This window comes from Cloacibacillus evryensis DSM 19522, assembly GCF_000585335.1.
GTDB classification, from domain to species: Bacteria; Synergistota; Synergistia; order Synergistales; family Synergistaceae; genus Cloacibacillus; species Cloacibacillus evryensis.
Genome location: NZ_KK073872.1, coordinates 1,958,833 through 1,978,489 on the forward strand (window position 1 = coordinate 1,958,833; position 19,657 = coordinate 1,978,489).

The following is a 19,657-nucleotide window of genomic DNA, read 5'->3' on the forward strand; positions in this document are numbered from 1 at the left end:
TTTCAAACGGAAGGAAGATAACATGGCTGATTTGAAAAAGACAGAAAGAATACCGGCTCCCGCCTTCATCCCCAAGTTCGGCGCTCTGTCGGGGATGCGGGTCCTGCTGACGGGGACCATCGTCGCGGGGCCGTTTACCGCCACACTGCTGGCAGAAAACGGCGCGGAGGTCATCCACGCTGAGCGTCCCGGCGGAGACAATTACCGCCTGCAATCGCCGGTGGTGACTTTGGACGGCGACGATATCGTGATAGCCGGCCCGGAAGTGCCGATGGACAAAAAAGTAAGCACCGCCTGGATACAGGAGGGACGCAACAAACTGAGCCTGACCTTTAACTGGGACTTGAGGATACCCGAAGCGAAAGAAGTATTTTTCGCTTTGATCAGGCAGGTCGACGTCTATGTGGAAAATATCCTCTGGACCGAGAAACTGGGGATCAGGGACGAGGAGCTGCTCAGCGTGAACCCGCAGTTGGTCATCTGCCATATCAGCGGATTCGGCCGCAAGGAGTTCGGTGAAGGCGACGGCTGGAGCACCCGGCGCTGCTATGACCCCATCGCGCAGATGGAGGGCGGCTGGATGAATCTCAACGGCTTTCCCGACGGTCCGCCGGTATGCGGAGCTTCGTTCATAAACGACTATATTACGGCCTACTACGCAACTATCGGGATAGTGATGGCCTACAACAGCGCCCAAAAGACCGGGCGGGGGCAAGTCATCGACGCGTCTCAGATAGAATCCATGAGCAAGGGGCTCAACGACTGCTTCGTCAACTACTTCCTGCTTGGCATGATCAAGGAAAGATCGGGCAACGCCACAGGCATATTCCAGCCCGGCGACCTCTATAAGGCAAAAGATAACTACCTCTATATCGGCAGTTCGGGAGAGGCGTCCTACAACAAGTTTGTCAAAGCCATAGGCACCAGCGCCGAACGTTTCCCGTACCATACGTGCGCCTCTTCAAAGGAAGCCATCAATTCGCCGGAAGGGCTGGAGTTTAAAAAGTATATCCAGGATTGGGTAAAATCGCGCACCGCTCAGGAAGGTTTCGAGCATCTAAGCAAATTCAACGTGGCCTGCGCCATCCCCAAGAACATCAAGGAAGTGGCGGAAAGCGCGCATTACCAGGTGCGCAACGATTTCATCGAGTATGTCGACGAGACCCTGGGGAAAAAGGTAAAGGCCTTCGGCTTCGCCCCCAAAATGGGAGGGACTCCGCAGAAAATATGGCGCGGCGGCCCGAAGATCGGGCAGGATACCGAAGTCATCCTCAAAACCCTGGCCGGACTTGGCGATCCTGAAATGGCCGCCCTTAAAGAGAAGGGCATCATCGACTGATTTTGCAGATACAGGAGGGTAAAAAAATGGTTATTAAGAAGATCGGGATATTGGGAGCCGGGGCCATGGGCGGAGGCATCGCCCAACTGGCGGCTCAAAGAGGATTTGAAGTGATTCTTGGCGACGTCGATATCAAGTATGTCGACGGAGCGGTCGCCAGAATGGAAAAATTAATGGCCAGAAGCGTGGAAAAGGGAAAAATCACGGCCGAAGAAAAGGACGCCGCTCTTGCTCGCATCACAAAGACGGCAAAGTTAGAGGACTTCGCCGCGGCCGACTTTTTCATCGAAGCGGTCGTAGAAGATTTCGCCGTTAAAACAGCCGCCCTGGCGAAAGCGGAAAAGATTTTAAGGCCCGAGGTCGTCATGGCGTCCAACACTTCTTCCATGTCCATCACGGGGCTGGGAGCCGCCACCGGCCACCCGGAGAAGTTCATCGGCACGCACTTTTTCAATCCGGCCCCGGTAATGCGCTTGTGCGAGATCATCCGCGGCGCGCTGACCAGCGACGATACTTACGCGACCGCCGCCGGACTGGCGACGGCGCTGGGCAAGACCCCGGTCGAAGTAAAGAAAGACACCCCTGGCTTCATCGTCAACCGCTGCATGATCCCCCAGTTTATCGAGGCTATCCGCCTGGTCGACGAAGGAGTCGCGACGCCGCAGGATATAGACACCGCCGTCAAACTGGGGCTGAATTACCCCATGGGGCCTTTCGAGCTCATGGACCGCACCGGGATAGACATCGCGCTGCTGACTATGGACTACCTGTACTCCGAAACGGGAAGAGAGCTCTGGAAAGCGCCACATGCCATAAAGAGCATGATCCGGGCCGGAAGGCTGGGCGATAAGACAGGGGCCGGCTGGTACGCGAAGGAGAAAACGGCATGACCTACGAGACTATTCTGCTTAACAAAGAAAACGGCGTGGCGACCATTACCCTGAACCGCCCTCCGATGAACCCTCTGAACAGCCGTTTGTTCAAAGAGCTGTACGACGCCGCCGACGATGTCGATATGGATCCGACGGTGAAGGTCGTAATAATTACCGGAGCCGGCTCCAAAGCCTTTGCCGCCGGAGCCGACGTCTCGGAGATGGCCAACTTGAGCCCGGTGGAAATATACGGCTTCAATATGGTTTCCAGAAAGGCCTTTGAGAAGATCGAAAATATCGGCAAGCCCGTCATCGCGGCCATGGCAGGCATCACTTTCGGCGGCGGCTGCGAACTGGCCCTTTGCTGCGACTTCCGCATCGCGGCGGAAAATCTCAAAGTCGCCTTCCCAGAAACGGGACTGGGGATCATCCCCGGCGGCGGAGCGACCGTGCGGCTGCCCAAGCTTATCGGAGCCAGCAAGGCGAAGGAGCTGATCTACACGGGGGCGGCGGTCGACGCGGCGACGGCGGAAAAGCTGGGCCTCGCGGATAAAGTGGTACCCGTGGACGCGCTGGTCGAAGAAGCCCGTACTTTTGCCGCCAAAATGGCAAAAAAGCCGGCCGTAGCGCTGAAGATGGCCAAAGAATCGATCCAGACCGGAGCCAATATGGACATCAATTCGGCGTTGAATTTTGAAAACCAGAGCTTTATTACCGCGTTTGCCAGCGCTGACGCCCAGGAAGGCCTCCATGCCTTTTTGGAGAAGCGCAAGCCCGATTATAAAGACAAATAAAAAAGTAAAGGAGCAGGAAAATGGGAAATAACGAAGTCAAAAAACTCACCATGGAAGAAAGGCTTGAAGCCTTTAAGAAGAAGGTTGGAGTCAACAGGGTAAACCGGGCCGTCGTCGAGGCAGGGCTGCCGCGCGGCCTGTATCTTTCAAACCATAACGCCTCCAGCGACAACATCCGCAGATGGGCGCTCGGAGTAGGCGAACTGAATCCGCGCTACATAGACTCAGAATATGCGAAAGCTACGAAATACGGACGCCTTGTCGCGCCGCCGTTGTTCCTCCAGAGCGTATACTTTGCGGGCGCGGCCCCCGAAACGACAGAAATAGACGAGTATGCGCGCCCCTTCCACAGCGGCAGCGAATGGGAATTTTACAAGCCGGTACTCGAGGGCGATGAAGTCGATTACAACGCGCTGCGCCTCATCGACGTCAAGCTGGTGCCGAGCAAGTTTGCCGGCCAGATGATGGTCATGACCTCCGCCAGCCAGTACACCAACCAGCACGGAGAGACGGTAGGCCTGATAAAGTTCTTCTTCCATCAGTCCTCCAGCGACGAAGAGGTCAAGAAAATAGGCAAATACGACAAACTGGTCGAGCCCTATAAGTATACCGACGAAGAGCTGCACAACATACAGGAAGAACAGTCAAAAGAAGAAATGCGCGGGAGCCTTCCGCGGTACTGGGAAGATGTAAAGGAAGGCGACTCCGTAGGCCCGCTCGTCGTCGGCCCCCATACCGTTATGGACAGCGTCGGCCATTTCTCGGCCATATGGGGAGGCTTCCCTCTCGGTACGTGCGACCGTTCATACAAAGCCTGGGCGAAAAAAGACGGCAACGGCATCGCGGTCTACGACGCGCGGATAAACGCTTACGTGAACGCAGACCTGCCTCACCTGGATCATGACCTCGCGCGGGCTGTCGGGGCTCCCGGCGCCTACGATAACGGAGGCGGCAGAGAATGCATAGCTTCCATCCTCATGACAAACTGGATGGGAGACGCCGGCTTCCTCTGGAAGTATTCGATCCAGTTCCGCCGCTTCAACGTCTACGGCGATACGACATGGTACCGCGGCACGGTGGTAAGGAAGTACGAGGACGACGGCAAATACTGCGTGGATATCGACCACTGGGGTGAAAACCAGCGCGGCGAGAAAAATACCGCCGGCAAGGCGACCATCATCCTTCCCTCAAGAGAGCACGGCGAAGTAAAGTATCCGGCTCCCCGTACGCTGGACGATATTTACCCGGGCAAGCAGTAAGGAAGTTCCGTCAGGTAAGGCGGAGCACGAGGAGGTGACCGCCCGAGCCCAGCAAATCAAGCGGAGGAGTAAAGAGGATGCGCTTCCATTCGTTTGCCGACCACGCACGTCTATTTTGTCGGCCGGATCTGCCAGCAGTCAGATGAGCAGATGTCAGTCACGGTAAGACAAGACAAGAAAAGAAGAGAAATAAAAAACAGGAGGACATAATATGGACACCAAAAATTCAAACAAAAACGTAGATTTCTCAGCATTGGTATCGCCTTTTAAATTCGGCCCCTTCACGCTTCCCAGCAGAACGGCCGTCGCCCCGATGAACAACATGCGTCAGCAGGACGGCTACCCGAACATGGATTCGCTCTGCTTCTATACCCGCAGAGCCAGGGGCGGTTACGGCCTTATCATCGCCGAGCCGGTATCGACGGGCAAGTTCCAGGACGAGCTCAACCCTTATCTTCAGACGAGGCTTTACACGCCCGAGCACGCCAAAGCATGGAGGCTCGTAGTCGAGGGCGTGCACTCTTTCGGAGGCCGCATCATCGCGCAGCTCGCCGGTCTGGGCGCTGGGCGCCAGCATTGGGACCCCACCGGAAAGACACGCCCGGCGGCGGCTTCTCCCATCCCCTTTGAAGTGACGAAGGACCACCTGCCGAAGAACTTCGACAAGGACCCCAACATTGAGATGCACCTGAAAGGCGACATGCCGCGGGAGCTGACCAGAGCTGAGATATATAAGGCGATAGGAGATTACTACATGTCCACAAGAATGGCCATCATGGCCGGCTTCGACGGCGTAGAGTACCATACGTGCCACGGCTACTCGGGACACAATTTCTTATCGCCCAATCAGAATTTCCGTACGGACGAGTTCGGCGGAAGCTGGGAGAACAGGACGCGCTTCGCCAGAGAATCCTTCAAGCAGATAATGCGCGCCATCAGGGACGAGGGCGTCGAGGGCAAGTTCGTGGCAGGCTGCAGGACCAGCGCCGCAGAGCATACGCCGGGAGGCTTTACATACGAAGATATGGTCAAATTCCACAAGATGCTGATCGAGCTCGGAAGCTCCTTTGTTGACCTCTCCGACAGCGCCGGCTATGAGAGATGGGACATCTTCATTCCCGATGAAGACAAGATGCCTCTTAAAATCGAGCAGGCACACTATTTTGACAAGGAACTTGACGTGCCGGTCCTGATTCCTTCGGTCCACGACCCTGTGCTCGCCGCTCAGCTCGCAAACGAAACAAAGAACATCATCTTCTCGCACGGACGTCAGTCCCTTGCCGATCCCGACTGGACGAACAAAATAAGGGACGGAAAAGTGGACGAGATCAACAGGTGCAAGCGCTGCAATATCGGCTGCATGCTCAAGTACGGCATTCACGCCGGGGTACAGCTGCGCTGCATCATCAACCCTGAGATGGGCTTCGAAATGTACGACAGCGCCAACTACCCCAAGCCGATGGCGCCCGGCAAGTATCTGCGCTAAAACCGTAAATGCGGAGGGGGGAGCTCATCCCCCCTTTTTTGATTTTTCAACATCACAAGCAGTACAGCCATACTCTTGCGATAAAGCATAGACATAATGAAGATTTTAAGGAGGCAACATGATATGGCCGCTCAAAAGCCTGTCGCCAGACCAAAATTTGAGGAATATAAAGAAAAATACAAAGACTATATAACTATGGAGCGCAAAAACGGCATCATCGTGCTGCGTATGCATCATGACGACGGGCCGGTCCTGTGGAACGAGATGATGCACTGCGCGCTGCCGCAGGCTTTCCACGATATCGGGAACGACCCCGAGAATCATGTGATGATCCTAACCTCCACAGATCCTTACTGGATCGGAGTGATGGACCACGACGCGGATTTCGTGATGGATTACAATACCTATTACGTTGACGCGACAAAATTGCTTGAAAACCTGATTTTTGACGTGGACATCCCCACCATCGCCGCGGTGAACGGCCCCGGTTTTCATACGGAAATAGCGCTGTTGTGCGATATGACTCTGTGTACGGACGACGTCGTCTTTCAGGACGGACACTTTTCATTGGGGTTCGTGCCGGGCGACGGGCAGCTAGTGACTCTTCAGGAGCTGATCGGCGCAAAACGCGCCGCCCATATGGTGTACACCGGCGAGAATATCGACGCTAAAACCGCTTTGGAGTGGGGAATGATCAATGAAGTCGTCGCAAAGGATAAACTGATGGCGCGCGCATTGGAGCTGGCGGAAAAGATCATGAAGCAGACGCGCGCGACCCGCTGTATGACGCATCATCTGTTGACGCGCGACTGGAAGCGCCGCCTGATCAACGACTTCCAATTCCACATAACCCAGGAAGGATTTGCCTCTCTCATCGACAGACCGCAGCATGACCTCAACAAGCTAAGAGAGAAGTGGGAAGAAGAATGATTTTTACTGAAAAACATGATCTTATCAGAAAGCTGGCCCGCGATTTCGCGGAAACCGAGCTGACCGGTACGATCCTTGACGAAATAGAAGAAACAGGACAGTATCCCAAGGAAATACTCGACAAAATGGGGAAGGCCGGATTTTTTGGGATCAAGACACCCAGGGAATATGGCGGACAGGGCTCCGACAATATATCCTACGTCATCGTCCTTGAGGAGATCGCCCGCGTGAGCGCCGTGAGCGCCATATGGGCGGGAACGCCCAACGCCCTCGGCAGCGGCCCGCTGCTGCTGGCAGGGACCGAAGAGCAGTTGAAAAAATACCTGACGCCGCTTGCCCTTGGGGAAAAGACTATATCCTTTGCGCTTACCGAGCCCGGCGCCGGTTCCGACGCCGGAGGCACGGTCACTTACGCCGCGAAAGACGGCGATTATTATGTGCTCAACGGCCGCAAATCATTTATAACGGGCGCGCCGGTGGCGGACTGGGCCATCGTCTACGCGAAGACTGACCGCAGGCAGAAGGGGTCGAAGGGCATTTCCGCCTTCATCGTAGATATGAAGCTGCCCGGCGTCTCCTGCGGCAAGGCCGAACGTAAAATGGGCATCATCGGCTGCCCGACCTCCGATATCATTCTTGAGGACGTGCGCGTACACAAGGACGACCTGTTGGGCGAGGAAAACATGGGGTTCCAGAACGCCATGAAAACGCTCGACGTCGGACGCATCGGCGTGGGCGCCACGAGCATCGGCGTCGCGCAGGGCGCTTTCGACGAGGCCGTGAAATACGCTAAAGAACGCAAGCAGTTTGGCCGCCGTATCGCCGATTTTCAGGGCGTCAGCTTCATGATCGCGGATATGGCGACGAAGCTGCAGGCCGCGAAGGAGCTCGTATACAGAGCCGCGCAGCTCAAGGACACGAACAGCCCCGACGCGGGCGTGGCGGCTTCGATGGCGAAGTATTACGCCTCAGAGGCGTGCAACGAGATCGCGGCCAAGGCTGTGCAGATCCACGGCGGATACGGGTTTATCAAGGACTACAAGGTCGAGCGTTTTTACCGCGACTGCCGCGTTTACACCATCTTCGAGGGAACTTCCCAGGTACAGCAGATGGTGATCGCGGGCAGCATTATCGGGAGGTGATCATAATGAAAATAATCGTTTTGGCAAAGCAGGTACCGGATACGAACGAGGTCAAGATCGACCCCGTAAAGGGAACGCTTATCCGCGAAGGAGTGCGCTCGATACTGAATCCCGACGACGCCAACGCCCTTGAAGCGGCGCTCGAACTGAAAGATAAAAACCCCGGTACTACCGTTTCCGTTATGTCGATGGGGCCTCCACAGGCCAAATATATGCTCAGAGAATGCCTGGCGATGGGCGCGGACGACGCCTATCTGCTCTCCTCGCGCGCTTTTGGCGGCGCGGATACCTGCGCCACCTCCACCACTCTTGCCGCCGGCGTGCGGCAGCTCGGAGATTTTGACATTATCTTCGCCGGCCGCCAGGCGATCGACGGTGATACCGCGCAGGTAGGGCCGCAGACGGCGCGCCGCCTCGGCGTCCCGTCGGTCTCATACGTGCAGAAGGTCCGCAAGGTCGAGGAAAAGACGCTCACCGTGGAGCGCGCCCTCGAAGATGGTTTTGAGGTCATAGAGGTGCAGAAGCCCTGCCTGCTGACGGCGATCAAAGAGCTGAACAAGCCCCGCTACATGTCGGTCGGGCGGATCGAGGAGGCGTACAAAAAGGAGATCACTGTCTGGGACGAAGGCTCTCTGCATGTAACGCCCGACGAAGTGGGGCTCAAAGCCAGCCCGACCCAGGTGTTCCGCAGCTTTACCCCTCCGCCGAAGGGCGCGGGAGAGATGCTCGCCGGCACGATACCGGAAATGGCGGGCACGCTTGTGGCGAAGCTGACCGAAGAGCATGTGCTGTGAGCGATGCGTGGTAAATATAGAGAGGGAAATGACAAATGGCTATAAAAGTTATTGAGGAAAAATGCAAAGGCTGCGGTCTGTGTGTAAAAAACTGTCCACAGGGAGCCTTCAGCGTACAGAATAAACACGCCGTCATCGGTTTGGCCTGTAACGTCTGCAATCAGTGCCTTGAGCCAAAATTCTGCCCGTTCGGCGCCATCGTGAAGGTCGAGGAACGTTCCATGGCAAGGGCCGTGGACACGACGCAATATCATAACGTGTGGATCTTCGCAGAGCAGCGCGGCGGAAAACTGATGGACGTTTCGCTGGAGCTTTTGGGTGAAGGCAAAAGGCTCGCCGACGAAATCGGCTGCGAGGTCTGCGCCATTCTTTGCGGCGATTCCACGGACGGGCTCGTTACGGAGCTGTTCGAGTACGGCGCGGACAAGGTGTATTACGCCAACGCTCCCGAGCTGAAGACCTATAACACCGACGCCTATACAAGCGTGATCTATAAGGCGATACTGAAATATAAGCCCGAAGTCGTGCTGATGGGCGCAACGCATATCGGGCGCGACCTCGGCCCCTGCCTCGCGGTCCGCTGCGAAACCGGCCTCACAGCCGACTGCACGAAGCTTGATATCGACCCCGAGGATAAAAAACTCAGACAGACGCGTCCGGCTTTCGGCGGAAACCTGATGGCCACGATACTCTGCCCGAACCATCGCCCGCAGATGTCCACGGTGCGCCCCGGCGTTATGAAAAAGTCCGAGCGCGTCGCCGGCAGAAGCGGTACGAGGATCGACCTCGCGGCTGTTTTTGAGCCGGGCGAGATCCGCATGAAGGTGCTCGAGGTCGTAGCGGCTGTGAAAGAGATAGTCTCGCTCACCGACGCGGACGTTATCGTCTCCGGCGGCGCGGGGCTCGGCGGCCCTGACGGTTTCAAGGTCATCAAGCAGTTGGCCGACCGTCTCGGCGGCGTTGTGGGCTCCTCGCGCGCGGCGGTAGACGCCGGCTGGATCGATCACTCGCACCAGGTCGGACAGACGGGCACGACCGTAAAGCCGAAGCTCTATATCGCCTGCGGCATCTCCGGCGCCATCCAGCATCTGGCCGGTATGCAGACTTCGGATTATATTGTGGCGATCAACAAAAACGAAAACGCACCGATATTTGAAGTCGCCGATTACGGCATTGTCGGCGATCTGTATAAGGTCATTCCCGCGATCCTTGACGCGTTGGGATAAAGCTTGCCCCGCCGGCCGCCCTCCTCTGTGCCGGAAGCATTCAGGCGTCACGACGGAAAAGCCCCGTCTGGGCGAACGCCCCGGCTCGGCGGACACAGCGTGAGGAGCATTAGGCGCCCCAAGCCGACCTCCAGCGGCGCGCGGCGCTTTTGAACGATCTCCGCAGCGGAATGCAGCGGCGTCGGCTGGCATTCTCCCAGCCTTCCCCGCGGCCCGTTTGGGACCGGCACCGGAAAAAGCTGACGGTGGATCAAAACGCCCCGTCCGGAAGATATCTTCAGGGACGGGACGTTTTTTCGATATTTCGTACCGCTTGACAAACACCCCGTACAAATTTATTGACACAAAAGCAATAGCAAAAGAACTGTAACTTCCATGTAATCAAATCTTGGTTTTGTGCCGCCGGCTATAATTCCTGCGCGCGGAACCATCTTAATAACGGAGGGAGTTTTTATCATGACAGTTTTAACACGGGCCATAAAGGCTTTTCTTGTAGGCGCTTTTGTTGGATTGACCGGCCAGTCCCTTATATGGGTGTGCGCGCTGTTCGTACCCCCCGCAATGGCGGTGCCGGCCGCTACGCTTCTCTTCGGCGTACTGGGCATCGCGTTGATAGGCACCGGTTTTTACGCCGGGGCGATGGAGTTTGGAGGAAACGGCGCCGCGATCCCCATCTGGGGCCTCATGTTCGCCGCCGCCGCCGGACGCGCGGAGGCGCAGTCTAAAGGGGTCGCAGCTCCAAAAGCCTTTTGGATCGGATTTATCCCCATTATAAAAATTATCGGCGCCGGCTTCGTGCTTGCGTTCCTGTTGGGGATGGCGCTTAAGGAGACCGGCGCGACAACGGTCGAGGCTCCGGGGCTGATCATGCAGTTCGTCTGGGCCGTCATCATAGGCGGCGCGATCTCCGCCGCGGCGCAGCTGCTCTCGGAGACGAAGGCGCCGTTTCCTATTATCGCGGTCATTATGATCGCCTTCGGCGGCGGACTGCTGACCTATTTCGGCTTCATGAAAACATTCGGCAGGCTGGGCGTCGGCGGCGCGTCCATGACGGCCGTCGCCTGCGGCAGCAGCGCCTATGAGGCCGGGACCGTGATATTGAGCGGCGTTGCGGCTCCGCTGATAATCGGCGTCGCGCTGAACATAATACTTGTGGCTATGGGCGCTTTTGCCGGCGTGTTTATGTTGGACAGGGACTGACGGGAGGCTGAGGCGTATGAAATTCTTTATAGCCGCTATGATTGCGGCATTCGTGTTCATCGCCGCCCCATTTTCCGCGGACGCCTCGTCAAATCCGTTCGCGGACGTTCCTTCCGGCCATTGGGCCTACGACGCCGTGGCGCAGTTGGCCGCCGACGGAGTCGTTTCCGGTTATCCCGCCGGCGATCTCAATGGCGCCCGTTTATGCACACGCTATGAACTCGCCTCCGTCGTCGCCCGCGCTCTGGGAAAGACGGACGCGGGCAAGGCGTCAAAAACGGACGTCGGGATCTTGAACAAGCTGGTCATGGAGTTCAAAGATGAACTTGACGCGCTGGGCATAAAGGCCGATAAAGCCGACAAGAGCGCAGCCGCGCTTGAAGAGCGGCTTGGCGGCTGGAGATTGTCCGGCGTATTCATCTTTGACGCCAATTTTACGAGCAAGGGCTGGTATAACAAGAACGAAAACGTCAATGATTTCAATAATAATCTTTTCGCGCTGCACCTTGTGAAAAATATTGACGAAAACACCTTTTTCTTCGCCGAATTCCGCAGCGGCTTTTTCGCCGACGGCAAAGGACGCGGCGACCAGTCCCCCGAACTCGACGAAATTTACGTCCAGACCAAGCTGCCTTACGACATAGACTTCAGAGTTGGCCGCTGGCTGGAGGACTTCGAGCGCGCGAACGGCCTCTACTGGAGCCAATACGAAATGAATTCCCTTTACGGCAGCTACCGCACCGACGGCTTTCGGTTCCATAAGAATTTCGGCAGCTTTGACGCCACCGCCTTTATCGGACGCAACGCCAGGCACGGCGAGAGTTTTCTTCTCCAAATGCTGAACCGCGGCGTCATGAATGAAGAAGAGTGGGTGCTGCCGACATCGGGAGACACGTCGGGCAGCGAATACATGAATACCGTCGTCTACCTCCAGTGGCAGCCGAATGAAAAGTTAAAGCTGGGCGCCACTCTCAACTGGTGGGACGCGGACTCCGGCAAAGCCGGCGAATACGACCTCGGGATGGCGATATACGGGCTTTACGCGGATGCGGCTCTCACTCCGGCAATAAACCTCAAAGGCATCTATTACTGGGAGAAGCTCGACGACGGCTTCACACGCCTCAACGAATACGACAACAGGCTCCAAGGTATCGCCGATACTTCGCCGACCGCCTATAAAATCGTCCTGGACGTCAAACAGGAGGCGCTTAAATTCACCTCGTTGTGGCTGGAATATTCGACATACGACAACTCCTTCACGCTGAACAACCTTCAGCACGTCATGAACTGGGGCGAACGGAACCTGACGCCCAGCGTCATGGACAATATGCCCTACGGCAGGGACGGCGCGACGAAAATCTGGATGGTAGGCGCCGAACAGCGCTGGAACGACAAGTGGACGACTTTTGAGAAATACGCGAAGGCGGCTTACGGCAAAGAATGGGCGGACGACGCGGAGAACTTCACCATCGGCGTTACATATCAATACACGCCGGCGATCGCGTTCCAAGTTGTCTACGACTATCTGGATTTCGGCTACGGGACCGGCGACCCTCTCGTCTCCCATAACTACCGCTTCGGTACGGACCACGTGCTGAAATTCCGCACATGCGTCTGTTTTTAGCGTAACGCTGGAATCACATATAGAGAGCGCCCCCTCCATTGGATAGATCCGGGAGGGGGCGCTTTAATGGCTTAACGGGACGCTTATGCGGCGTTTAATTTTTTGAGCAGTTCTCCGATCAGTTTGTAGGACATCATCTTGACCTTCGGCGGCACGACTGATTCGCGGATGAGGCCGCCGCCGGCTTTTATCTCTTTTACCGCTTCCTCCGTCCATTCCGCGCCGTCGGCTGGGGCGTTTTCGTCAAGCAGGCGCGAAGATTTTTCAAGGACGAGCGGCACCGGCCCGACCGCTCCCGCGACGGCCATCGCGGGGCGCGCTCCGTCGGAGAGGCGCAGAGCGAAGTTCACGAGCGGGAAGTCGATCGACGAGCGCACGTTGTATTTCAGGAAGCCGCTCTTCTCGCCCACGGGCGGCAGGGGGATGTGGAGGCGCACCAGCAGCAGGGCGCTCTCTTCGGAGCGGAGACCGTTTTCGGCGCTGTGCTCCGCGATCAGCTTCGCGGCAGGGATCCTTTCCAGCCTGCCGTCCCTCAATATCTCGGCCTCGGCCTCGTAGAGCACAAGCGCCGTCGCCGTGTCGGAATAGTATATGGCGCGGCAGACCGCCGAATTCCTGATCTGCAGGCAGACGCCGCCTCCCGCTTTAAAGCATTTTTCCATGGAGCTTCGCCACGAGGACGACTGATTGAAAAATATGCAGCGCCGGTCCTGCATTACGTTGCCGCCGATCGTGCCGACGTTCCTTATTTGCAGGGAGGCCGTCTTTTCGGCGCTCTGTGCGAGCGCGGGAAGGTATCTCAGGACATCGGCGTTTTCGGCGATCTCCGTGAGCGTCGCCGCCGCGCCGATCGATATTTCTTTATCGGAGAGGCTTATGCCGCGAAGCTCGGTGAGCTTCGTCACGTCGATCAGCAGGCGCGGCTCTTTCAGTCCCAGCTTCATCAGCGGCACAAAGTCGGTGCCGCCGGCGATGAAGCGCCCCGCAAGTTTTTTATCATCTAGTTCCGCAAGTGATCTGACTCTTATATACATCGCTCTTCTCCTCACTCCGCAACGTTCGGCAGTATGAGAAATTCCTCGCAGAGCGGGATACTGCTGATCTCGCGCCCGCTCGCGCGCGCCGCCGCGTTGACTATCGCGGGCGCGATCGGCACCGTGCTCAGTTCGCCGACGCTCTTCGCGCCGCAGGGGCCGGTCGGCTCGTAGCTTTCCGCGATAAACGAATGTATCCGCGGCAGGTCCGAACAAAGAGGTATCTTGTAGTGGAGCAGGTCGGAGGAGAGCGGCTTTTTCGCGATGTTGCTGATCTCTATCTGTTCCGTCAGCGTGTAGCCGACTCCCTGCGCCGCGCCGCCCTCGATCTGGCCCTCCACCGTGAGCGGATTTATCGGCGTGCCGACGTCGACCGTCTCGATGAGGTGGAGCAGGCGGATGGCGTTTATTTTCTTATGGTACTCGGCCTTCACCATGCAGACGGAGAAGGGGTTGGGACAGGCGTCGGCCTTGTAGAAGCCGCGGCCGACGATGACGCCGCCGCGCTGGTGGAAGAGCGCCCTCTTTACCGCCGCGCGGAAGTCCAGCTTTTCGCCGCCGATGTAAAATATCCTCTCGCAGAGGATGACCTTGTCTTCCGATATCTGGTCGAGTATTTTTTTCAGCGTTTCATAGACGTCGAGACAGGCGCGGTAGACGGCGGTGCCGCAGATGAAGGTCTGGCTGCTGCCGAAGGTCCCCGTGTCGTAAGGGGTGATCTTCGTGTCGGCCGCCGTGATCGTCACCTCCGCAAGCGGGACTTTGAGCGTTTCGGCGGCGATCTGCGAGAGCATCGTTTCGCTGCCCTGACCGATGTCCGCCGAGCCGACGAGCAGCTCGACGCTGCCGTCGCTGTTGACGTTGACGATCGCCGAGCTGAGCCCCTCCTTCGACGACGGGCCGGAGCCGTGGCAGCCGAAGGAGACTCCCCAGGCCTGGCGGATATCGTCGTTGTCGATCAGCCCTTCCGCGGCGTCTATCTTTTTACGTTCCTTCATGCAGATGCGCACACACTGCTCGATCTCGCAGCTTGTAACCGGCAGCTCCGAGCCTGGGAAATGCCCGCCGACGGTGACGTGGTTCTTGAGGCGCAGCTCTATCGGGTCGATGCCGAGCTTCCGTGAGAGCCTGTCGAGCATCACCTCGCGCGCGAAGGCCAGCTGCATGTTGCCGTAGCCCCGGAAAGCCCCCGCCGTGGCGTGGTTCGTGAGCAGGCATTTGCCGTCGAAGAAGTAGCTCTGGATGGCGTACTGGAATTTTCTCGCGCCCGCGCAGAGGACGGTCGGGCCGTGCGTCGTGTATGGCCCCGTGTTGAGCTTGTAGTCGGCGTAGAAGGCCGTCAGCTTTCCCTCTTTCGTCGCGCCGAGGCGCACCGCCGCCGTGGCTCCGTGCCTGACGACCGTGCCGGTCAGCTCCTCCTCGCGCGTGTTGACGATCTTGACGGGCCGCTTGATCTTCTTCGACAGGAGCGCCGCCGCCGGCTGCGAGTGAAGCTGCTGGCGCGCGCCGAAGCCGCCGCCGACCGCCGGCTTAATGATGCGTATTTTGTTTTCGCGGATGCCGACGAGTTCGCTGATTATCCGGCGCTCCTGAAAGACGGTCTGGGAGTTGCTCCAGATCGTGAGCTCGCGCCCGTCGCTGAAGTCGCAGATGCAGGCGGTCGGTTCGATCGCCGTATGCTGCATCGGCGGGATGTGAAAACTGCCCTCGATGATGACGTCCGAGTCTTTGAAACCCTCGTCGGTGTCGCCCTCTTTGACCTCGCGCTTCCAGATGACGTTGTCTTCGGCAAGGTGCGGCTGAAGCGGTTCGTCTCCTCTTTTCAGCGCCTCGTCTATCGTGAAGATCGGCGGCAGTACGGAATATTCGACGACGACTTTATCGCAGGCCTCGCGGCATGCTTCGGGGGTCTCGGCGGCGACGCAGAGTATGCGGTCGCCCGCGCACTTCGGTTCCGTCGTGAGTATCTTTTCATCTTTAAGCAGCAGCGGCGAGGGCGGGTTGCCCGAGCAGTTGTAGAGGGTGTCAGGCACATCCTCCGGCAGGAGCGCGCCCACATATCCGGGGACGGCCTCCGCGGCGCTCAGATCTATTTTAGTGACGACGGCGCGCGCGTGGGGACTTCTGACGACGGCCCCATAGACCATTCCCGGCAGCTTCATGTCGTCGGTGTAGACTGCGCGCCCAGTCAGCTTGTCCCTGGCCTCGAGCCGCACCACGGGATGTTTGACAACGGAAAAATTCCTCTCCATCACTTCGTCCCTCCGCCCATTCTTTCGGCGGCGAGTTTCACCGCCTTCTCTATCTTTGTATAGCCGGTGCAGCGGCAGAGATTGCCGGCAAGGGCTTTGCGTATCTCGTCGGAGGACGGAGCGGGCTTTTTATCGAGCAGCGCCTTCGCCGAGAGCACCATGCCCGGGATACAGTAGCCGCACTGGACGGCTCCCGCGTCATAAAAGGCCTGCTGCACGGGATGGAGCTCGGAGCCCTTTGTGAGTCCTTCGATCGTGACGACGGAGCGCCCGTCGGCCTGGACCGCCAGGTATGAGCAGGAGTTCACCGGCTCGCCGTCGAGCAGCACGGTACAGGCCCCGCACTCCCCGCTGTCGCAGCCGCGTTTGCAGCCCTCAAGGCCGGCCCTTTCGCGTATAGTGTCAAGCAATGTTTCATTTTCAGATACTTCGAAACGGCATTTCTCTCCGTTAAGAAGTATCTCTATTTTGTAATTCATGATTCTCTTCCTCGTGAAATAAAATATTACGGACGGCGGGCAAAGGGAGGGAACGGAGACGCCCCCGCCCTTTGCCGTCATTGTTGTTTATCTGCCGTGAAAAGTTACAGTACCTCTTTGACGCTCTTTAAAATCGCCGCGCTTTTGACAAACTCGTAGGCCTTCTTGACGTCCGGCGCCAGCGGCCTGTCGTTGGTATAGAGCGGGATCACTCGGCGGAACGCCTCGTATGCCGCGGCGGTCCCTTTGCCGAGGGCAAAGCCGTCGCGCTGTTTGCGCAGCTCGATGGCCTGGCAGGCGTGTATCAGCTCCATGCCGTAGATATACTGGAGATCCTTCACTATCTGGCGCAGATGCTGCACGACGAGCGGCGTGTTGTTGGAGTGGTCCTCTATCGAGCCTGAGAGCGAGAGGTAATCGACTGAACAGGGATTCGATAGGTGGCGTATCTCCGTATCAAGCGAGCCAAAACACTTCTGTATCGTACCGAAGCAGTGCGACTCGCCGCCGTCGTGGCTCAGGAAGCGCGGCAGCTTCGTCAGCTCGGGGTTGGCGAGGCGCAGCATACGGTAGCAGGACATGCGCGAGACGTGGCTGAGGACGATCGAAAGCATCTCCACCGCCGTCGCGAGCGTCGTCGTCTCGAAGTTGGAATTGGAGATGATCCGCTTCTCGTCAAGCAGCAGGCAGGGGTTGTCGTCAGTGCTGTTCATCTGGATGACGAGATATTTCTCCGCGTATGCGAGCGCGTCGCGCAGCGAGCCATTGATATAGGCCGCGCCTCTGAAGCAGAGCGGGTCCTGCACCGGCTTGCCGGGGTATCTTTTGTAGACGTCGCTGCCCGCGAGATAGGCGCGCATCCGTTCCGCGCTCTTCGCCTGCCCTTCCAGCTTCCGCGCCGCCATCACCTCCGGTTCGAGGGGCGAGGTGTTGCCGTGGAGCCCTTCGAGCGAAAGGCTGGATATGACGTCCCCCATTTCGACGAGCTCTTCAAGCTCCTTTACCGCCAGCGCGGCCTCTCCCGCGGAGAAAGCGCTCGAACTGACGATCGCGAGGCCATCCTTCGGGCCGAGCACGACCGGCTCGAGGCCGGCGAGCTTGTGCGCCTCGGCAGAGCTCATGCGGCGGCCCTGGTAATAGGCCTCGCCCTCGCCGATCATCACGAGGCCGATGTGCGCGAGCGGCGTGAGGTCGGCTTCTCCGACGGAACCCTTCTCGGGAACGACGGGATGGATGCCCGCGTTGAGCAACTCGGCGTAGCGACGCGCGACGGCGGGCTGGATGCCCGTGTAGCCGAGCAGCAGGCAGTTGAGCCTGATCGCCATGATCGCGCGCACCTCGGCCTCGGAGGCCTCCGGCTCCACGCCGAAGGAGTGCGAATAGATAAGCTTGCGGTTGAAATCCTCGAAAAATTCTTTCGCTATCGTGTGGTCCTTGTTCCAGCCGACGCCGGTATTGAAGCCGTAGACGGGCACGTCGGCGTCCACCAGCTCGTAGACGAGTTTACGCGAAGCCTCAAGCCTCTCGTTCGCCTCGGGGCTGATCTCAACTTCCGCGCCGTTTACCGCGATCTCCCATACCTTGGCGACGGTCAGATCATTTCCTGTCAGTACGATCTTCATTTCTGATGATCCTCCGCTGCCGGTTCCTCCTGGAACTTATCGATAAAGAATACCTTGACAAAAGCTACCACCTGTATCGCAAAGATGAAAAGCACCACGAAGCCGGCCGCGGAGGAGAGCGCCTTGACGCCGTCCACTCCCTGAGCGCCGCCGCCGAAGGCCGCCATGATGATCGAGACGATACCGACCGAGATACCCCAGACTATCTTGATCTTCGCCGGAGGCTCGGTGCCGATGGGAACGTTGCGCATACACATCGAGCCGATGTTCGTCAGTGTCGCGTCGGCGCAGGTGATGAAGGAGGCGAGGATGACGAGGATGTTGACAGGCAGCACGACATAGCCGATGCCGAAGGGCAGGTTCTTAAGGAATTCCCAGAGCGCCATCACCGCGCCGCCGCTGTTGAGCGCGCCGACGAGGTCGGCTCCGCCGGACATCTGCATGTGCATCGCGCTGGAGCCCCAGACGGCGAACCAGACAATGCCGAATAGCGAGGGAAGCACCCAGTTGACGATCATATATTCGCGTATGGTCCTGCCGTATGAGAGCATGGCGAGGAAGATGCCCGTAACAGGCGCGTATCCGACCCAGAAGGCCCAGTCGAAGAGCGTCCATGAGCGCGTGAGCGGAGCGCCGCCGATATCGATCGGGTCGAGGCCCCAGAGCCAGAAGTTGTGCATCCAGGTGGCAAGCCCCGCGGTGCCGATCCTGAGGATGAAGAGCGTCGGTCCGGCGACGAAGAGGAGCACGATCAGCCCATAATAGAACCAGGCGTTGAGGTTGCCGACGATTTTAAGCCCCTTGTCGAGGCCGACGTATGTCGAGAAGGTGAAAGCGCAGACGATCGCCACGCCGATCGCGATGAAGACAGGCAGATTCACGTCGATGCCATAGCCCGCCTTGAGGCCGGTGACCGTGAGCGTGATGGCCATCGTGAGCCCCGTCGTGAGCCCGATCGTCAGCGCGAGCATCGAGAGGGTGTCGATGACCGCCGATGCCGCGGGCGTCGCGATCTTGTCGCCGAAGAGCGGCTTCAGCGTCGCGGTGACCGTGAGGCTGTCCCTCTTATGGTAGTAGATGTAGGCGACGAGCAGTCCGCACAGCGCGTAGATCGCGTAAGGCACGAAGGTCCAGTTATAGTAGGTGCGCGCCATCGCGAAGATAGCGGCGTCGGTCGTTCCGGGAGTGATGCCCAGTTTGTCAAGTTCTCCCCAGACGTTGCCAAGATAAATTACCGGTTCGTTGACGCCCCAGGTGACGATGCCGGTGGCGATGCCGCCCGTGAGCGCCATCGCGAACCATGTAGCGAATGAATACTTGGGCTTGGCGTCCTTGCCGCCGATCCTGATTTTGCCGATCTTCGAGAAGGTCACGACCGCCACCAGCACAAAACAGGCCATGATCGAGATCTGATAGAGCCATCCAAAGGTGTCAAGCGACCAGGTAAAGATCATGTTGCAGGCCTGAGTCAGCATGTCCTTGTTGACGATGCCTACAATAGCCGCCGCCGCGATGACGATGTAGGCGGGAATAAATACTTCCCAACGCACCGCTTTCTTCATGTCCATCGGAGTTTTTCCGGAATCCATAAAAACAACCTCCCA

The 19,657-nt window shown here is 58.0% G+C and carries 16 protein-coding genes; 11 read left to right on the forward strand and 5 right to left on the reverse strand.

Translation table 11 applies throughout. The features are described 5' to 3' along the window. Window positions 1-22: 22 nt before the first annotated feature. The 11 genes from CLOEV_RS08780 (at window position 23) to CLOEV_RS08830 (ending at window position 12,666) form a co-directional block, all read left to right on the forward strand. On the forward strand, window positions 23-1,339 hold the full coding sequence (locus tag CLOEV_RS08780) for a CaiB/BaiF CoA transferase family protein (protein ID WP_034443226.1): 1,317 nt from the start codon (window positions 23-25) through the stop codon (window positions 1,337-1,339). 26 nt (window positions 1,340-1,365) lie between these two features. Beyond that, window positions 1,366-2,229: a 3-hydroxyacyl-CoA dehydrogenase family protein gene (locus tag CLOEV_RS08785; RefSeq protein ID WP_034443229.1), complete on the forward strand. Its 864-nt coding sequence runs from the start codon at window positions 1,366-1,368 to the stop codon at window positions 2,227-2,229. After that, on the forward strand, window positions 2,226-3,005 hold the full coding sequence (locus CLOEV_RS08790) for an enoyl-CoA hydratase/isomerase family protein (RefSeq protein WP_034443231.1): 780 nt from the start codon (window positions 2,226-2,228) through the stop codon (window positions 3,003-3,005). The genes CLOEV_RS08785 and CLOEV_RS08790 overlap by 4 nt, the downstream gene beginning before the upstream one ends. Before the next feature lie 20 nt (window positions 3,006-3,025). Then, window positions 3,026-4,264, forward strand: coding sequence for an FAS1-like dehydratase domain-containing protein (locus tag CLOEV_RS08795; protein WP_034443233.1), 1,239 nt, complete (start codon window positions 3,026-3,028; stop codon window positions 4,262-4,264). Window positions 4,265-4,475: 211 nt separating this feature from the next. After that, window positions 4,476-5,750: an oxidoreductase gene (locus CLOEV_RS08800; RefSeq protein ID WP_034443235.1), complete on the forward strand. Its 1,275-nt coding sequence runs from the start codon at window positions 4,476-4,478 to the stop codon at window positions 5,748-5,750. A gap of 123 nt (window positions 5,751-5,873) precedes the next feature. Then, the gene (locus CLOEV_RS08805) at window positions 5,874-6,680 is read left to right on the forward strand and encodes an enoyl-CoA hydratase/isomerase family protein (protein WP_034443237.1); all 807 of its coding nucleotides are present in this window, start codon (window positions 5,874-5,876) and stop codon (window positions 6,678-6,680) included. Next, a complete protein-coding gene (locus tag CLOEV_RS08810) occupies window positions 6,677-7,822 on the forward strand; it encodes an acyl-CoA dehydrogenase family protein (RefSeq protein ID WP_034443239.1) in 1,146 nt (381 codons plus the stop codon). The genes CLOEV_RS08805 and CLOEV_RS08810 overlap by 4 nt, the downstream gene beginning before the upstream one ends. 5 nt (window positions 7,823-7,827) lie before the next feature. After that, window positions 7,828-8,616: an electron transfer flavoprotein subunit beta gene (etfB, locus tag CLOEV_RS08815; RefSeq protein ID WP_034443241.1), complete on the forward strand. Its 789-nt coding sequence runs from the start codon at window positions 7,828-7,830 to the stop codon at window positions 8,614-8,616. Between the two features lie 35 nt (window positions 8,617-8,651). Then, window positions 8,652-9,842: an electron transfer flavoprotein subunit alpha gene (locus tag CLOEV_RS08820; protein WP_034443243.1), complete on the forward strand. Its 1,191-nt coding sequence runs from the start codon at window positions 8,652-8,654 to the stop codon at window positions 9,840-9,842. Window positions 9,843-10,298: 456 nt separating this feature from the next. Continuing rightward, window positions 10,299-11,042, forward strand: a complete 744-nt coding sequence (locus CLOEV_RS08825) for a SpoVA/SpoVAEb family sporulation membrane protein (protein ID WP_034443245.1) — start codon at window positions 10,299-10,301, stop codon at window positions 11,040-11,042. A gap of 16 nt (window positions 11,043-11,058) precedes the next feature. Continuing rightward, the gene (locus CLOEV_RS08830) at window positions 11,059-12,666 is read left to right on the forward strand and encodes an S-layer homology domain-containing protein (protein ID WP_051485002.1); all 1,608 of its coding nucleotides are present in this window, start codon (window positions 11,059-11,061) and stop codon (window positions 12,664-12,666) included. Window positions 12,667-12,749: 83 nt separating this feature from the next. On the opposite strand, the gene CLOEV_RS08835 is transcribed toward CLOEV_RS08830, so the two are convergent. The 5 genes from CLOEV_RS08835 to CLOEV_RS08855 all read right to left on the reverse strand — a co-directional run bounded on the left by CLOEV_RS08835 (window position 12,750) and on the right by CLOEV_RS08855 (window position 19,642). Further along, window positions 12,750-13,700: an FAD binding domain-containing protein gene (locus tag CLOEV_RS08835; RefSeq protein ID WP_051485003.1), complete on the reverse strand. Its 951-nt coding sequence runs from the start codon at window positions 13,698-13,700 to the stop codon at window positions 12,750-12,752. An 11-nt stretch (window positions 13,701-13,711) separates the two neighbouring features. After that, window positions 13,712-15,952: a xanthine dehydrogenase family protein molybdopterin-binding subunit gene (locus CLOEV_RS08840; RefSeq protein WP_034443247.1), complete on the reverse strand. Its 2,241-nt coding sequence runs from the start codon at window positions 15,950-15,952 to the stop codon at window positions 13,712-13,714. After that, a complete protein-coding gene (locus CLOEV_RS08845) occupies window positions 15,952-16,431 on the reverse strand; it encodes a (2Fe-2S)-binding protein (RefSeq protein ID WP_008712202.1) in 480 nt (159 codons plus the stop codon). The genes CLOEV_RS08840 and CLOEV_RS08845 overlap by 1 nt, the downstream gene beginning before the upstream one ends. A gap of 104 nt (window positions 16,432-16,535) precedes the next feature. Beyond that, on the reverse strand, window positions 16,536-18,053 hold the full coding sequence (locus CLOEV_RS08850; RefSeq protein WP_008712204.1) for an HAL/PAL/TAL family ammonia-lyase: 1,518 nt from the start codon (window positions 18,051-18,053) through the stop codon (window positions 16,536-16,538). After that, complete coding sequence (locus tag CLOEV_RS08855) at window positions 18,050-19,642, reverse strand: BCCT family transporter (RefSeq protein ID WP_051485004.1); 1,593 nt, start codon at window positions 19,640-19,642, stop codon at window positions 18,050-18,052. The genes CLOEV_RS08850 and CLOEV_RS08855 overlap by 4 nt, the downstream gene beginning before the upstream one ends. Window positions 19,643-19,657: the final 15 nt, after the last annotated feature.

What these genes read in the sequence shown, in the direction of transcription:
- CLOEV_RS08780 (WP_034443226.1), top strand. Translation starts at nt 23, where the DNA reads ATGGCTGATTTGAAAAAGACAGAAAGAATACCGGCTCCCGCCTTCATC.
- CLOEV_RS08785 (WP_034443229.1), top strand. Translation starts at nt 1,366, where the DNA reads ATGGTTATTAAGAAGATCGGGATATTGGGAGCCGGGGCCATGGGCGGA.
- CLOEV_RS08790 (WP_034443231.1), top strand. Translation starts at nt 2,226, where the DNA reads ATGACCTACGAGACTATTCTGCTTAACAAAGAAAACGGCGTGGCGACC.
- CLOEV_RS08795 (WP_034443233.1), top strand. Translation starts at nt 3,026, where the DNA reads ATGGGAAATAACGAAGTCAAAAAACTCACCATGGAAGAAAGGCTTGAA.
- CLOEV_RS08800 (WP_034443235.1), top strand. Translation starts at nt 4,476, where the DNA reads ATGGACACCAAAAATTCAAACAAAAACGTAGATTTCTCAGCATTGGTA.
- CLOEV_RS08805 (WP_034443237.1), top strand. Translation starts at nt 5,874, where the DNA reads ATGGCCGCTCAAAAGCCTGTCGCCAGACCAAAATTTGAGGAATATAAA.
- CLOEV_RS08810 (WP_034443239.1), top strand. Translation starts at nt 6,677, where the DNA reads ATGATTTTTACTGAAAAACATGATCTTATCAGAAAGCTGGCCCGCGAT.
- etfB (WP_034443241.1), top strand. Translation starts at nt 7,828, where the DNA reads ATGAAAATAATCGTTTTGGCAAAGCAGGTACCGGATACGAACGAGGTC.
- CLOEV_RS08820 (WP_034443243.1), top strand. Translation starts at nt 8,652, where the DNA reads ATGGCTATAAAAGTTATTGAGGAAAAATGCAAAGGCTGCGGTCTGTGT.
- CLOEV_RS08825 (WP_034443245.1), top strand. Translation starts at nt 10,299, where the DNA reads ATGACAGTTTTAACACGGGCCATAAAGGCTTTTCTTGTAGGCGCTTTT.
- CLOEV_RS08830 (WP_051485002.1), top strand. Translation starts at nt 11,059, where the DNA reads ATGAAATTCTTTATAGCCGCTATGATTGCGGCATTCGTGTTCATCGCC.
- CLOEV_RS08835 (WP_051485003.1), bottom strand. Translation starts at nt 13,700, where the DNA reads ATGTATATAAGAGTCAGATCACTTGCGGAACTAGATGATAAAAAACTT.
- CLOEV_RS08840 (WP_034443247.1), bottom strand. Translation starts at nt 15,952, where the DNA reads ATGGAGAGGAATTTTTCCGTTGTCAAACATCCCGTGGTGCGGCTCGAG.
- CLOEV_RS08845 (WP_008712202.1), bottom strand. Translation starts at nt 16,431, where the DNA reads ATGAATTACAAAATAGAGATACTTCTTAACGGAGAGAAATGCCGTTTC.
- CLOEV_RS08850 (WP_008712204.1), bottom strand. Translation starts at nt 18,053, where the DNA reads ATGAAGATCGTACTGACAGGAAATGATCTGACCGTCGCCAAGGTATGG.
- CLOEV_RS08855 (WP_051485004.1), bottom strand. Translation starts at nt 19,642, where the DNA reads ATGGATTCCGGAAAAACTCCGATGGACATGAAGAAAGCGGTGCGTTGG.